Below are 14,233 nucleotides of genomic sequence, written 5' to 3' on the forward strand. Positions count from 1 at the left end.
CAGCTATTATTGCACTGATGAACTGCCATCAATTTTAAACAATATAGTCATCGTCAGTCCGGTGCCTGGCTTGCCACTCTGGTAACGCCAGCGCCGCATCGCCTGTTTAACTTCGCGATCAAACATATTCTTCGGCTGCGCCTCAATAATACGCTCATTCACGACCCTGCCATCACTGTCCACATCGAACTGTACTTTCACCCGTCCTTCAAGGTGAAAAGCCAGAGCTCTGGCCGGGTAGGCCGGGCTGGTAATACTGACCGCCTGTGGTTTACCCTGAGAAATACTTTGCTGATCATTACGCGACGTTTGCGGCGCGGTTTGTGCTTTGGTCTGATCTGCCGGATTATTTTTTTGTTGTGCTGTCAGTGTCGGTTTATTTTCAGTCACAGGCTTTTCGACCGGTTTTATTACAGGCTTAGGTTTGACTGCTTTTTTCTTCACCTCATGGCGTTTTTTTACCTCAGGTTTCGGCTTCGGTTTCGGCTCCGGTTTGGCAATCGGTACCGGTTTATCCAGAGGGGGTTCGGGGGCCGGGGCCGGCTGTGGTTCAGGTTGTGGCTGCACTGGCTGAGGTGTCGGAGGGGTCACAGGCTGTACCGGCTCCGGCTGGCTTTTCGCCGCCTCAGGCTGAACCTCCGGAGCAACCATCGACACGCTGATAGCAGACTGGGGTGTGGGCACGTTCAGGACCTGGTTGAATGAGGCAAACAGCAACCCGGCAACCACCGCACCATGAAGAGCGACTGATACCACCATGGATAATGAAAAACGTTTTGGAAATTGTTCTGTAAGAGTGCTCATAGCTATCTGGTCAGTTCAGTGATGAATCATTTTAAATGCAAATAGCAATCAGTTTCAATACGTATCGCTGACGGATATGTGCCATTTTATTTGCACTGATGGCGCGGTTAGCTTAACGTTGGGTTCTCAATTTTTTGCCGTAAGAGATAATCATCGTGTTATACGTCATTTACGCTGAAGACTTCCCTGACTCACTGGAAAAAAGGCAGTCTGTGCGCCCTGCCCACCTGGCTCGTCTGCAATTATTGCAGGATGAAGGAAAATTAATTGTTGCCGGTCCAATGCCAGCCGTCGACAGTAACGAACCCGGAGTCGCGGGATTCACCGGTTCTACCGTGATCGCTGAATTTCCATCCCTCGAAGATGCTCAATCCTGGGCTAACGATGACCCCTACATAGCAGCCGGTGTTTACCAGAAAGTGACGGTCAGGCCATTTAAAAAGGTCTTCTGAGCTGATGAAATGCTGATCCAGCACATATTGTGACTGATAAGCGCCGGGCAAAAAATGCAATACACTGTACTGCGCTTTTTGCCCGCAACCGGATATTGTCAGTCGCGGCTTATATACAATGTGCACTGCTCAGAGATGACAGACAGATTCAGTTCGCTCCACAGTACAGTATCCCCCTTTGCCCTGTGACAGCCTGCTATACTGATAGGAGTATTCTGCCGCCACACGGGCTGAAGTTTGTTGCCGGCGAACTCCGATGAGCGGCACAGGATTATTCATTCGATATGGCAGGAGGTTTATATGAAATATCACGTATTAGTTTTTCATAAAGACGGAACAACCGAAACCAGGCAAACAGAAGCAGACAATATACCGAAAACCATAACTATCACCATCGAACGTCCCCCGCAACAAACTACTACAGAATCCCCCCCGGAAAATGTATCTCAGGAAGTCGATGTCCGGATGACGCGTCATATTGCAGGTAAAAGATATTTGTTCGCCATGCTAAAGCAGGGGTTTATCAATCTGGAAGAGGCTGAGAAAGCGATTATTCATGCCAGGCTGCCTTCAATTCCCGGATAGATTACACCCGTATCGCCGCTCTGCGGGGCGGTTTCCGGCTATCCTTTTTAGAATATGTGTATACCGGCAGACAGGGTAACCGGCGGATAACATAACACAGCGGGCGACATGATATTCTGTTATTCCTCACCGCCAGTATTACACTGCATCTCCGCCAGATAATTTTCAGAAATAATGGGTAACCGACGGCCCCAGTTCCGGAAGTATAAACAGCAGTGATCGCCTTTGTTGTTTCGCAAGCTGATGTCTGATTAACCGGATATGTGTATAACGCCGTGACTGGGCCTCCAGCCAGCGTACTTTACGGCGATTACTTTGCCGCGCCATCCGCCAGCGCCCGACTTCGTTTCTGCTTCTTTTCATGATTACCTCCCGTGAGTATCATTTCGGCCAGTATACGCCGTTATTCCCCGGATCCAACGCTGCTTTCAGAAAAGGTTTCACAATATGCTGAGTACACGTACACTCAATAGATAAAGCATAAACCGGAATTCCATTTAATGACGACATTCTATTCCTTCGTTAACGGGTTTATATTGTTTGGCTACTGGCTGCTGATCGCTGCCGTTACCCTGAGAATTTTAATGAAGCGCAGGACCGCCTCTTCCTCGATGGTCTGGTTGCTTATTATTTATATTCTGCCACTGGTGGGAATAATTGCTTATCTGAGTTTCGGTGAATTATATCTCGGTAAACGCCGGGCGGAGCGTGCCAGAACGATGTGGCCTGCCACTTCCCGGTGGCTGGCGGACTTAAAAAAGTCATCTCATATTTTTGCAACCAGTACCAGCAGTGTTGCCAGTGCTTTATTTAAGCTATGTGAGCATCGCCACGGGATCGCCGGAGTCAAAGGTAACCAACTGGAATTACTGACCAGCTCAAATGACGTAATGCGTTCGCTTATCCGGGATATTGACCTGGCAGAACACAATATTGAGATGGTGTTTTATATCTGGCAACCCGGAGGCCAGGCTGATGACGTGGCAGCGGCATTAATTACTGCCGCCCGCAGAGGGGTTTTCTGTCGGCTGATGCTCGACTCAGCCGGAAGCCGCAGTTTTTTCCGCAGTCCGTGGCCGAAAAAATTCCGCGAGGCCGGTATCGACGTTGTCGAATCTTTGCAGGTAAACCTGCTGAGGGTATTTTTTCGTCGCATGGACCTGCGCCAGCACCGTAAAATAGTGCTGATTGATAACTATATTGCCTATACCGGCAGTATGAACCTGGTTGACCCGCGGTTTTTTAAACAGGATGCCGGTGTCGGACAATGGGTTGATTTAATGGCCAGAATGGAAGGTCCTGTGGCTATCACACTGGGGATTGTGTTTTCCTGTGACTGGGAAATTGAAACCGGTAAACGCATTCTTCCGCCCCGGCCCGATGAAACTATTATGCCCTTTGAAGAAGCCAGTGGACATATTATTCAGGTAATAGCCTCAGGTCCCGGTTTTCCCGAAGATGTGATCCATCAGGCACTGCTGACTGCCGTCTATTCAGCACGTGAACAGTTGATCATGACAACACCTTATTTTGTACCCAGTGATGATCTGCTGCACGCTATCTGTACCGCCGCATTACGTGGTGTTGATGTCAGCCTGATCGTGCCACAAAAAAACGACTCATTGCTGGTCGGCTGGGCCAGTCGTGCGTTCTTTACCGAACTACTGGCAGCAGGGGTTAAAATTTATCAGTTCAGCGACGGCCTGTTACATACCAAAAGCGTGCTGGTTGACGGGGAACTTTGCCTGGTGGGTACCGTCAATCTTGATATGCGCAGTCTGTGGCTCAATTTTGAGGTGACTCTGGTGATTGATGATGCCGGTTTCGGTGATGATCTTAGCTGTGTACAGCAGGATTATATTCTGCGCTCACAGTTACTGGATGGCCGTGAGTGGGCAAAACGGCCCTACTGGCGCAGGATAATCGAACGACTGTTTTACTTCTTTAGCCCTTTACTGTAAAAAAGGCCGCATATTTCTATCAATAAATACGGGCTGATCATGGATCTTAATAATCGTCTTACAGAAGATGAAACGCTGGAACAGGCATACGATATTTTTCTGGAACTGGCAGGGGATAATCTGGATCCTGCAGACATTATCCTGTTTAACTTACAGTTCGAAGAGCGTGGCGGTGCCGAGCTTTCAGACCCTTCAGAAGACTGGAACGAACATGTCGATTTTGATCTTAATCCGGACTTTTTTGCCGAGGTCATTATCGGATTAGGCGATGCCGACGGGGAGCCTGTTACCGATGTGTTTGCCAGAGTCCTGTTATGTCGTGAAAAAGATCATAAACTGTGCCATATCCTGTGGCGTGAATAATCAGCCTGTCTGATGCCCGCATTTATCCGTTTCCATACCCTGCGGAGGAAACGGATATCTTTGTCCGGGCTAGGGTTCACAAAGCATACCAGAGTCCTTCATCCGGCTCGCTGTTCTGGCAGATAACCGCCAAATTACCGGTTATCTGGTTAAGCCGGCTTATCGGGCCGTAAACCGGCAGATAAATAATTATTAACAAAACTTAATAAATACTCCCCATCTCCTGATCTGCCTCACACACAAAATCAACAAATACAAACATTTAAAAAACAAACTTGCTACATAAGCGGATAACTGATAAAGCTGAATGGTATCAGCTTGCATATAAATTGATCTGCATCAGTGCCTGTATTGCAACATATCCATAATCTGAACGTAACCGGACTTCATTAATTCATGCTGATATGAGATTCTTTTAGTAAGCACCGTATAAAAGCGGACAGTGGTAGCGATCTGACACGTATGTTTACTAAAAAAGTTTAATTTTCCTTCAGGAGATAAGCATGACTGTAACAAACGTTGCTGAATTGAATGGGCTGGTAGAAAGAGTCAGGCAAGCACAACAGCAGTATGCAGGCTTTAGTCAGGAGCAGGTTGATAAGATCTTCAGGGCCGCAGCATTAGCTGCCGCAGATGCCCGGATACCGCTGGCGAAAATGGCGGTCGCTGAGTCAGGAATGGGGATCGTCGAAGACAAAGTCATCAAAAACCATTTCGCTTCGGAATATATTTACAACGCTTACAAGGACGAAAAAACCTGCGGTATCCTCGACACTGATGATACTTTCGGCACTATGACTATTGCCGAACCTATCGGAATTATCTGCGGGATTGTCCCGACCACCAACCCGACGTCGACGGCCATTTTTAAAGCCTTAATCAGTCTGAAAACCCGTAACGGAATCATTTTCTCCCCGCATCCGCGGGCAAAAAACGCCACCAACAAAGCAGCAGATATCGTGTTACAGGCTGCCATTGCGGCCGGTGCTCCGCCCGATATTATTGGCTGGATTGATGAGCCATCCGTTGAATTATCTAACCAGTTAATGCACCACCCCGACATTAACCTGATCCTCGCCACCGGTGGACCGGGTATGGTTAAAGCAGCCTACAGTTCCGGTAAACCTGCTATTGGTGTCGGTGCCGGTAATACACCGGTCGTTATCGATGATACTGCTGATATAAAACGAGCGGTCGCTTCTATTCTGATGTCAAAAACCTTCGACAATGGTGTTATCTGCGCCTCTGAGCAATCAGTGATTGTTGACAGCTCTGTGTATGACGCAGTACGTGAACGGTTTTCGACCCACGGCGGTTATCTGCTGCAGGGAAGTGAATTAAAAGCTGTGCAGGATATCATTCTGAAAAACGGGGGCCTGAACGCAGGGATTGTCGGCCAGCCGGCGACAAAAATTGCTGAGATGGCAGGGATCAGTGTGCCTCCGGATACTAAAATTCTGATTGGTGAGGTCAGTGATATTGATGAATCTGAACCTTTTGCCCATGAAAAACTGTCGCCGACCCTGGCAATGTACCGTGCCACCGGTTTTAACGATGCACTGCAAAAAGCGGAAAAACTGGTAGAAATGGGCGGTATCGGCCATACCTCTTGCCTGTATACCGACCAGGACAATCAGCCTGAGCGGGTCAGACTGTTTGGCGAAAAAATGAAAACCGCGAGGATCCTGATTAATACCCCGGCTTCTCAGGGGGGGATTGGCGATTTATATAACTTTAAACTGGCACCGTCACTGACGCTGGGTTGCGGCTCATGGGGCGGGAACTCTATCTCTGAAAACGTCGGTCCTAAGCACCTTATTAACAAGAAAACCGTCGCTAAACGGGCTGAAAATATGTTGTGGCATAAACTCCCTAAATCCATCTATTTTCGTCGTGGTTCATTGCCGGTGGCTCTGGAAGAAATCGCCAGTGACGGTGCAAAACGGGCCTTTATTGTTACAGACCGGTTCTTATTCAATAACGGTTATGCTGATCAGGTGACGCGGGTATTAAAATCCCGTGGTGTGGAAACGGAAGTTTTCTTCGAAGTGGAAGCTGACCCTACCCTGAGCATCGTGCGCAAAGGGGCCGCACAAATGCACAGCTTCAAACCTGATGTGATTATTGCTCTGGGGGGTGGTTCCCCGATGGATGCGGCCAAAATTATGTGGGTGATGTACGAGCATCCCGAAACCCACTTCGAAGAACTGGCATTACGTTTTATGGATATCCGTAAACGTATTCATAAGTTCCCGAAAATGGGTGTAAAAGCCAGTATGGTCGCTATTACCACCACTTCTGGTACCGGCTCTGAAGTTACCCCGTTTGCGGTAGTTACTGATGATGCCACCGGACTGAAATACCCGCTGGCCGATTATGCACTGACACCGGATATGGCGATTGTCGATGCAAATCTGGTGATGGATATGCCAAAATCTCTGTGTGCTTTTGGCGGACTGGATGCAGTCACTCACGCCCTTGAAGCCTATGTTTCAGTACTGGCCAATGAGTACTCTGACGGTCAGGCTCTGCAGGCGCTGAAATTGCTGAAAGAGAATTTACCGGCAAGCTACCATGAAGGGGCTAAAAATCCGATTGCCCGCGAGCGGGTACATAATGCGGCAACTATCGCAGGTATTGCGTTTGCTAACGCGTTCCTCGGCGTCTGTCACTCAATGGCCCATAAACTGGGTTCTGAGTTTCATATCCCGCACGGGCTGGCAAATGCACTGCTGATAGCCAACGTGATCCGCTACAATGCTAACGATAATCCGACCAAACAGACCGCCTTTAGTCAGTACGACCGGCCACAGGCCCGTCGTCGCTATGCAGAAATCGCCGATCATTTGGGGCTTGGTAAACCCGGCGACCGTACCGCAGCGAAAATCAGTGCGTTACTTCACTGGCTGGATGAGATTAAAACTGATCTCGGGATCCCGAAATCTATCCGTGAAGCCGGGGTACAGGAAGCTGACTTCCTGGCAAAAATCGATAAACTTGCCGAAGATGCATTTGATGATCAATGTACCGGCGCAAACCCACGCTACCCGCTGATTGCTGAATTGAAACAGTTGATGCTGGACAGTTACTACGGTCGCGAATTTACAGAGCATTCACTGCATACTCCGGAAAAACCCGCAGCTGCCGCACCGGCGGCAAAGGGTAAAAAGAAAGCAGGCTGAGATAACAACCACCGCCCCTGTGATCAGGGGCATTGCTCAGGTAAACGCCGCACCACAGCGGCGTTTATTAAATGAAGGATATCATCATCACTCAGGGATGTACCTTTCACCATAGATAGCGGCAGGATCATCTGATTCAAGCGCCTGCCAGTAGTGTTTTCTGCAGACCGAAATATAACGTTCATTTCCACCGATAACCACCTGCTCCCCTTCTTTAAACGGTCGTCCTTTGCCATCAAGACGCAATACCATGCTGGCTTTTCTGCCGCAATGACAGATTGTTTTTAGTTCAACCAGTTTATCAGCCCAGGCCAGAAGATACTGGCTTCCTTCAAACAGCTCTCCGCGAAAATCCGTCCTCAGTCCGTAGCACAGTACAGGAATATCTGAAAAGTCAGCAACTTCAGTTAACGACTTCACCTGCTGGCGGGTCAGGAACTGACTTTCATCGACTAATACACAATGCAGCTGATTTTCTGCGTGCAGTAACCGAATTTCTTCACCTATATCTGTGTGCTGATTATATAACCGTGCTTCAGAAGAGAGTCCAATCCGCGAACTGACTTTTCCTTTACCGAACCGGTTATCAATTTCAGCAGTATAGATGACTGTTTTCATCCCCCGTTCATGATAGTTATAAGATGACTGTAATAATGATGTCGATTTCCCGGCATTCATCGCAGAATAATAGAAGTAAAGTTGAGCCATGGGTCCGGTTCTCTATAGGAGATTAATTATTTCCGGCTTATTACAACACATCCGGCGAACAAAAAACGTTCATTCACCGATAGGTTGGTCATTTATCCGCTATTTGTTTGTAACTATTTAGCCGTACATTCTTATTTTTACAGTGATTCCTGGTTTTCATTTAAAGTTATAAGGATATTTATTTACCGATCATGCCATAGTTATCTGTTGCAGTAAATTTTACCTGAGACTATGATTATCATCTTCTGCATAATAACTACTTAATTGTGAGACCCGGACAATGAGCGATGTGATTAAATCGTTGAATAACATTCGCACACTGCGTGCACAGGCCAGAGAATATAGCCTTGAAACTTTAGAAGATATACTTGAGAAATTTGAAGTTATTGTTAACGAGCGTCGTGAAGACGAATCACTGGCTATCGCTCAGAATTCAGAACGTCTGCTCAGACTGGAACAATACCGTGAAATGTTGATCGCTGATGGTATTGACCCTAATGAATTACTGCAATCCGCCGTAACAGATAAACCGGTAGTGAAAGCACGGCGTGCGGCACGTCCGGCTAAATATCAGTATACCGATGAAAAAGGTGAAAACCGTACATGGACCGGCCAGGGACGTACTCCGGCGGTGATCAGAAATGCTATTGAAACAGAAGGCAAAACTCTGGAAGACTTTGCTCTGTAATTTTACTGGCTGTTTTCATTATCCGGTTATTTTACGGGAGGGTTAACCCCTCCCGTTTATTTTCAGACTTTGTAATATTCGCGGTACCATTCCACAAATTTTCTGACGCCTTCCGGTACGCTGGTATCAGGTTTAAAATTTATCAGGCTATATAATTCAGAGGTATCGGCACTGGTATCCAGCACATCCCCTGCCTGTAACGGTAACATATTTTTTTCTGCCGTAATCCCAAGGGCATTTTCTAATGCATGAATATAATCCATTAACGGGACCGGCTGGCTGTTACCAATATTATAAATACAGTAAGGTGCAGAACTTTTTGCAGCAGAACCGGTTTCGACGGTCCACTGAGGATCAGGCTGCGGTATTTTATCCTGCACCAGGAAAATGGCTTCGACAATATCATCAATGTAGGTGAAATCCCGCTGCATTTGCCCATAGTTATAAACATCAATGGCTTCACCGGCCAGCATCGCGCGGGTAAACTTAAACAAGGCCATATCCGGACGCCCCCACGGACCGTAGACAGTAAAAAAACGTAGTCCGGTGGTTGGCAGGCCATAGAGATGCGAATAACTGTGGCACATCAGTTCATTGGCTTTTTTCGTCGCCGCATACAGAGATACCGGATGATCGACGCTGTCTTCGGTAGCAAACGGCAGCTTACGGTTCAGGCCATACACTGAGCTGGAGCTGGCGTAGACCAGATGCTGTATATTATTCTGACGACAACCTTCCAGTATATTCAGGTGTCCGATCAGATTTGCATCGGCATAAGCGTAGGGGTTTTCTATTGAATAACGTACCCCCGCCTGCGCAGCCAGATGGATCACCCGCTGAATGTTTCCAGTACTGAACAGGGTGGCTACACCATGTCTGTCGGCGATATCAATACACTGGAATGTGAAACCCGGATAAGCGCTGAGTAATGCCACACGATCTTTCTTGAGCTTTACATCGTAATAATCATTAAGATTATCGATACCAACCACCCGGTAACCCGCCTTAAGCAGACGCTGACACACATGAAAACCAATAAACCCTGCAGCGCCGGTTACCAAATAGTTCATATTACCCTCATCTTTGCAACTAAAATAAATGGCTGCTGTATTTCAGTGTGCCATTGTACAGGCAGAATGATACAAGGTTCCGGTAGCAAAAATCACGGATTGTTTTAGCGTTCCGCCATTTATGCCTGTTAATACCGGTGTGACTGTATAAAAAAAGGCCATACACCAGTGTATGACCTTAATAACAGCGGCCAGGTTCAATCCGGCCGCACATATTTACCGGATAATCCCGGATAAATATGTTTACTGTCAGTTTACGGTTTTATTCAGCCATTTGCTGAAGTCTTCACCCAGAACCGGGTGACGAACACCATACTCAACGAATGCCTGCATATAACCCAGTTTGTTACCACAGTCGTGGCTCAGACCTTTCAGGTGATAAGCTTCAACCGTTTCCTGATCCATCAGCATTGCAATTGAGTCAGTTAACTGCACTTCTCCACCGGCACCCGGAGGTGTTTTGGCCAGCAGAGGCCAGATATCAGCAGACAGCACATAGCGTCCGACCACTGCCAGGTTAGAAGGTGCCTCTGACGCTTTAGGCTTCTCGACCACACCCACCATAGGCGCACTGTGACCTGGCTGTAAATCTGCGCCCTGACAATCAACCACCCCATAAGCAGTAACGTCTGCAACAGGTTCAACCATAATCTGACTACGGCCGGTCTCATCAAAACGGCGCAGCATATCAGCAAGGTTTTCTTTCCCAAGGTCTGATTCGTATTCATCAATAATGACATCGGGCAGAATCACCGCAAACGGCTCATCACCAACCAACGGATGGGCGCACATAACAGCATGGCCTAATCCTTTGGCGACACCCTGACGTACCTGCATAATGGTCACATGTGGCGGGCAAATACTCTGAATTTCGTCCAGTAACTGACGTTTAACACGCTTTTCCAGCATGGCTTCTAATTCGAAGCTGGTATCGAAATGGTTTTCGATAGAGTTTTTTGATGAATGAGTGACCAGAATAATCTCATTAATACCGGCAGCAATACATTCATTAACGACATACTGGATTAAGGGTTTATCAACCAGCGGCAGCATCTCTTTAGGAATAGCCTTGGTTGCCGGCAACATACGGGTTCCCAATCCCGCAACCGGAATTACCGCTTTTTTTACTTTAGATTTATAAGCAGACATCAAATTACCTCACTGGAGGGTTAGGAACACCCATGGAAATTTCTGTTTTTGAACCGCGGCAGTATATCAGTTCATCGGCGACGAGTTTCATCTGATAGCGAAAAAGCACCGAAATTAGGATTTATACTTATCGGAAAATAAGCATAAAAATAACAAATTAATACTTTTCCGGGCACTCTGTGGTAATAACTATTCATTAGCACGCAGCATCAGTGTTAGTTTTCCGCCACTGCCACGTATATTGCATTCACAGGCACGCAGATAAAAACAGTGCTGTGTTCCATGGATATGTTCAAAAGTGCCAGCAGGAATTCCACTGCCCAGTGTCTGATGCACTCCGTCAAATAAAATATCGCAATCCAGCCCGGCCGGGACCAGCAGTAACTGGCGGGTCGGCTGGTGATAGTACCCCACCAGCAAGGGAAATTGTCCGGACATTCCGGCATCCTGCAATAACCGGTTAATATCATTAAGTATGGTCGCGATTTGTGGCAGTTTCTGCTGCTGGCCGGTGATTTTTTCCTGCAATAGCTGATTAAACATTACCCGCAATAATAAGGCCGCCATAATGCCATTATTGCCGGCCCGGGTAACATCCATGATATAAAAACCGAGCTGATGATCAGATAAAGCTGCAATATCAAATACCAGCCCCGGCTGATCTGTGTAGGTCAGCTGGCGATAGGTTATGCGGGTATTAGCCAGTAACTGTCGAATAGGCGGTTGTAACTGTTTAATCAGTCTTATCGCCTGTTCAGGCTGCTGAATCAAAACATCCCAGTTATCAAATAACTGTTCATCCTCTTCTATTTTTGAAACAAACATCGAAGGGTAAAGGCATTCCATAATAACATCACGTACCCGGGTCAGATCATCAACAGGCTTGAGGATCACATCCTGCACACCCAGTCGTAACATCCTGGCAATTTCAGACACATCTTCGCTGGCGGTCACAATCACTACCGGTAAGGCGTTTCCCCGGGCACGCAGCTGTTCAACGAAAGTATCACCACGCATGATCGGCATTTCCAGGTCACAGATGATCAGATCAACCGGATAATGATCGATAATATCCAGTGCAGTCTTACCGTCAGAAGCCGTCAGTGTGTTGGCCCCCAGTGTTTCAATAAAGCCACAAATCACAGCAGAGAACACCGCCTCATCTTCTGCAACTAAAATATTCTTACCTGACAATGGGTTACTCATTAAAAATACCTGTTATTAACCTCAGGGCTGTTATGTTCCTCTCTGCAGGAATCAGTGCACGACAGCCTGAAGCCGTGACCCTTACCAGAATTCGCCGTTGCGGGAGAGAGAATCTGCCGCTGTTGTGTAGTATAGTTCATCCTCAGCCTTTCAACTTTCAGCCTGCTCAGGCCCGTCGCGGCACTCTGAGTCGTTAAGCTCGCGGGCAAATAACGGAGATAATGTGTTAACCGACCCCTGCCCTTGCGGAAGCCAGACCACTTATAGCGCCTGTTGTGGCCGATATATCAGCGAAGAACAGATAGCACCTGATCCTGTCGCTCTGATGCGCTCGCGATACACCGCTTATCAGCGTGGTGAGATTCACTGGCTGCTGGCCAGCTGGCACGCTTCTCAGCGCCATCAACAGCTGGCAGCACAGCTTTCCGCAGGTCTTGCCGATACCCGCTGGCTGGGACTAAATGTTATCTCACACACCTATGATAATGATAATAACCAGGCATTTGTGACTTTTTTTGCCCGTTATGCTGAAAAACAACACACTTCGGCTATTTACGAACGCTCCCGCTTTATAAGAGAAGAACAACGCTGGTATTATGTCGACGGCGTTCATCTGCAGGCGGGCAGAAACGACACCTGCCCTTGCGGTTCCGGCAGAAAATATAAAAAATGTTGTGGTTAATAACGACCTGACAACATCGCATGACTGAAATCAGATTCAACAGGATAATGCACATAATGCAAGCCCAGACGTTACAAAGAAAAGTACTGAGAACTATCTGTCCTGATGCTAAAGGACTTATCGCCAAAATCACCAATATCTGCTACAAGCATGAACTGAATATTGTCCAGAATAATGAATTTGTTGATCACCGCACCGGGCGTTTTTTTATGCGCACCGAACTGGAGGGTATTTTCAACGACACCACTTTACTGGCTGATTTAGACAGTGCATTGCCATCAGGATCGGTTCGTGAACTGCAATCTGCCGGACGGCGTCGTGTAGTCATTATGGTGACTAAAGAAGCACACTGTCTGGGTGATTTGCTGATGAAAAGTGCGTTTGGTGGTCTGGATATGGAAATTGCAGCCGTTATTGGTAACCATGAAACACTGCGGTCACTGACAGAGCGGTTTGATATCCCCTTCGTATTGCTGAGTCATGAAGGCCTGACCCGTGAAGAACACGATATGAAAATGGCTGACGAGATTGAACGTTATCAGCCTGACTACGTAGTGTTAGCAAAATATATGCGGGTTCTGACCCCTGAGTTTGTCAAGCGCTTCCCTAACCAGATTATTAACATACATCACTCGTTCCTGCCGGCCTTTATCGGTGCCCGCCCTTACCATCAGGCTTACGAACGCGGTGTGAAGATTATTGGTGCGACTGCGCATTACGTAAATGACAATCTCGATGAAGGTCCAATCATTATGCAGGACGTGATCCATGTGGATCATACCTTCACTGCTGACGATATGATGCTTGCCGGCCGGGATGTTGAAAAAAATGCACTGAGTCGTGCTTTAGACAAAGTACTGGCCCAGCGGGTCTTTGTTTACGGAAACCGGACGATTATCCTTTAAAGACTGACTGCAAAATACGCATGTCATTCATTTTCCGTGCAAAAAACAGGCAAACAATGAGAAATATTGCTTTTGCCTGTTTACAGAAAGCAAAGTTCTGTTAATATGCATCCCGCTTCCGCAGGTTACGAAGCATCACAATCAGGTGGGATTCCCGAGCGGCCAAAGGGAGCAGACTGTAAATCTGCCGTCACAGACTTCGAAGGTTCGAATCCTTCTCCCACCACCATTCTTATATGGCGATTCAGCCAGATATTCCAATAATACTGATATATTCTCCACGGAGAAGGACGAGAACCTTCGACAAGGTTCGAACCGAACAGCGTGAGGTAACGTGCGCAGCACGGCCCGCAGGGTGAGCCGGTACGGCGAATCATCCTTCTCCCACCACCATTCTTATATGGCGATTCAGCCAGATATTCCAATAATACTGATATATTCTCCACGGAGAAGGACGAGAACCTTCGACAAGGTTCGA

General features: G+C 47.4%; 14 protein-coding genes, 1 tRNA gene and 1 other RNA gene. 10 read left to right on the forward strand and 6 right to left on the reverse strand.

The genetic code is table 11. The features are described from left to right. Nucleotides 1-6 precede the first annotated feature (6 nt). Nucleotides 7-804 (reverse strand): energy transducer TonB, encoded by a 798-nt coding sequence (locus tag JK216_RS00965; protein ID WP_212707856.1) that lies wholly within the window; start codon nucleotides 802-804, stop codon nucleotides 7-9. Between the two features lie 155 nt (nucleotides 805-959). On the opposite strand from JK216_RS00965, the gene JK216_RS00970 reads away from it, so the two are divergent. Then, on the forward strand, nucleotides 960-1,256 hold the full coding sequence (locus JK216_RS00970) for a YciI family protein (RefSeq protein WP_212711665.1): 297 nt from the start codon (nucleotides 960-962) through the stop codon (nucleotides 1,254-1,256). 300 nt (nucleotides 1,257-1,556) lie between these two features. Further along, nucleotides 1,557-1,841, forward strand: a complete 285-nt coding sequence (locus JK216_RS00975) for a hypothetical protein (RefSeq protein WP_212707858.1) — start codon at nucleotides 1,557-1,559, stop codon at nucleotides 1,839-1,841. 165 nt (nucleotides 1,842-2,006) lie between these two features. Here the strand turns inward: JK216_RS00975 and JK216_RS00980 are convergent, their stop codons facing one another. Beyond that, nucleotides 2,007-2,204 (reverse strand): YciY family protein, encoded by a 198-nt coding sequence (locus tag JK216_RS00980; protein ID WP_212707859.1) that lies wholly within the window; start codon nucleotides 2,202-2,204, stop codon nucleotides 2,007-2,009. 137 nt (nucleotides 2,205-2,341) lie between these two features. On the opposite strand from JK216_RS00980, the gene cls reads away from it, so the two are divergent. From cls to adhE, 3 genes are all read left to right on the forward strand, one after another. Then, nucleotides 2,342-3,802, forward strand: a complete 1,461-nt coding sequence (gene cls / locus JK216_RS00985) for a cardiolipin synthase (protein ID WP_212707860.1) — start codon at nucleotides 2,342-2,344, stop codon at nucleotides 3,800-3,802. A gap of 33 nt (nucleotides 3,803-3,835) precedes the next feature. Continuing rightward, entirely contained in the window at nucleotides 3,836-4,165 is a 330-nt protein-coding gene (locus JK216_RS00990; RefSeq protein WP_212707875.1) for an HI1450 family dsDNA-mimic protein, read from the forward strand. Nucleotides 4,166-4,668: 503 nt separating this feature from the next. Beyond that, nucleotides 4,669-7,347, forward strand: coding sequence for a bifunctional acetaldehyde-CoA/alcohol dehydrogenase (gene adhE / locus JK216_RS00995; RefSeq protein WP_212707861.1), 2,679 nt, complete (start codon nucleotides 4,669-4,671; stop codon nucleotides 7,345-7,347). An 87-nt stretch (nucleotides 7,348-7,434) separates the two neighbouring features. On the opposite strand, the gene JK216_RS01000 is transcribed toward adhE, so the two are convergent. Beyond that, nucleotides 7,435-8,055, reverse strand: coding sequence for a thymidine kinase (locus JK216_RS01000; protein WP_212707862.1), 621 nt, complete (start codon nucleotides 8,053-8,055; stop codon nucleotides 7,435-7,437). A 280-nt stretch (nucleotides 8,056-8,335) separates the two neighbouring features. Between JK216_RS01000 and JK216_RS01005 the strand changes: the two genes are divergently transcribed. Beyond that, nucleotides 8,336-8,743 (forward strand): H-NS family nucleoid-associated regulatory protein, encoded by a 408-nt coding sequence (locus JK216_RS01005; RefSeq protein WP_212707863.1) that lies wholly within the window; start codon nucleotides 8,336-8,338, stop codon nucleotides 8,741-8,743. Between the two features lie 62 nt (nucleotides 8,744-8,805). Here JK216_RS01005 and JK216_RS01010 read toward each other — a convergent pair whose 3' ends face one another. The 3 genes from JK216_RS01010 to rssB all read right to left on the reverse strand — a co-directional run bounded on the left by JK216_RS01010 (nucleotide 8,806) and on the right by rssB (nucleotide 12,168). After that, a complete protein-coding gene (locus JK216_RS01010) occupies nucleotides 8,806-9,813 on the reverse strand; it encodes an NAD-dependent epimerase (RefSeq protein WP_212707864.1) in 1,008 nt (335 codons plus the stop codon). Between the two features lie 249 nt (nucleotides 9,814-10,062). Then, nucleotides 10,063-10,962 carry a UTP--glucose-1-phosphate uridylyltransferase GalU gene (gene galU / locus JK216_RS01015; RefSeq protein WP_212707865.1) on the reverse strand — a complete coding sequence of 300 codons (900 nt, stop codon included), beginning with the start codon at nucleotides 10,960-10,962 and terminating at the stop codon, nucleotides 10,063-10,065. A gap of 189 nt (nucleotides 10,963-11,151) precedes the next feature. Continuing rightward, nucleotides 11,152-12,168, reverse strand: a complete 1,017-nt coding sequence (gene rssB, locus JK216_RS01020) for a two-component system response regulator RssB (protein ID WP_212711664.1) — start codon at nucleotides 12,166-12,168, stop codon at nucleotides 11,152-11,154. 223 nt (nucleotides 12,169-12,391) lie between these two features. Between rssB and JK216_RS01025 the strand changes: the two genes are divergently transcribed. From JK216_RS01025 to JK216_RS01040, 4 genes are all read left to right on the forward strand, one after another. Then, a complete protein-coding gene (locus JK216_RS01025) occupies nucleotides 12,392-12,850 on the forward strand; it encodes a YchJ family metal-binding protein (protein ID WP_212707867.1) in 459 nt (152 codons plus the stop codon). A 56-nt stretch (nucleotides 12,851-12,906) separates the two neighbouring features. Then, nucleotides 12,907-13,755 (forward strand): formyltetrahydrofolate deformylase, encoded by an 849-nt coding sequence (purU, locus tag JK216_RS01030; RefSeq protein ID WP_212707868.1) that lies wholly within the window; start codon nucleotides 12,907-12,909, stop codon nucleotides 13,753-13,755. A 144-nt stretch (nucleotides 13,756-13,899) separates the two neighbouring features. After that, nucleotides 13,900-13,984 (forward strand) — tRNA-Tyr (locus JK216_RS01035). A 40-nt stretch (nucleotides 13,985-14,024) separates the two neighbouring features. Further along, nucleotides 14,025-14,148: non-coding RNA, RtT sRNA (locus JK216_RS01040), on the forward strand. The last annotated feature ends 85 nt before the right edge of the window (nucleotides 14,149-14,233 follow it).

The sequence above is a fragment of the Tatumella sp. JGM94 genome (assembly GCF_018257595.1).
GTDB lineage: Bacteria > Pseudomonadota > Gammaproteobacteria > Enterobacterales > Enterobacteriaceae > Tatumella > Tatumella punctata.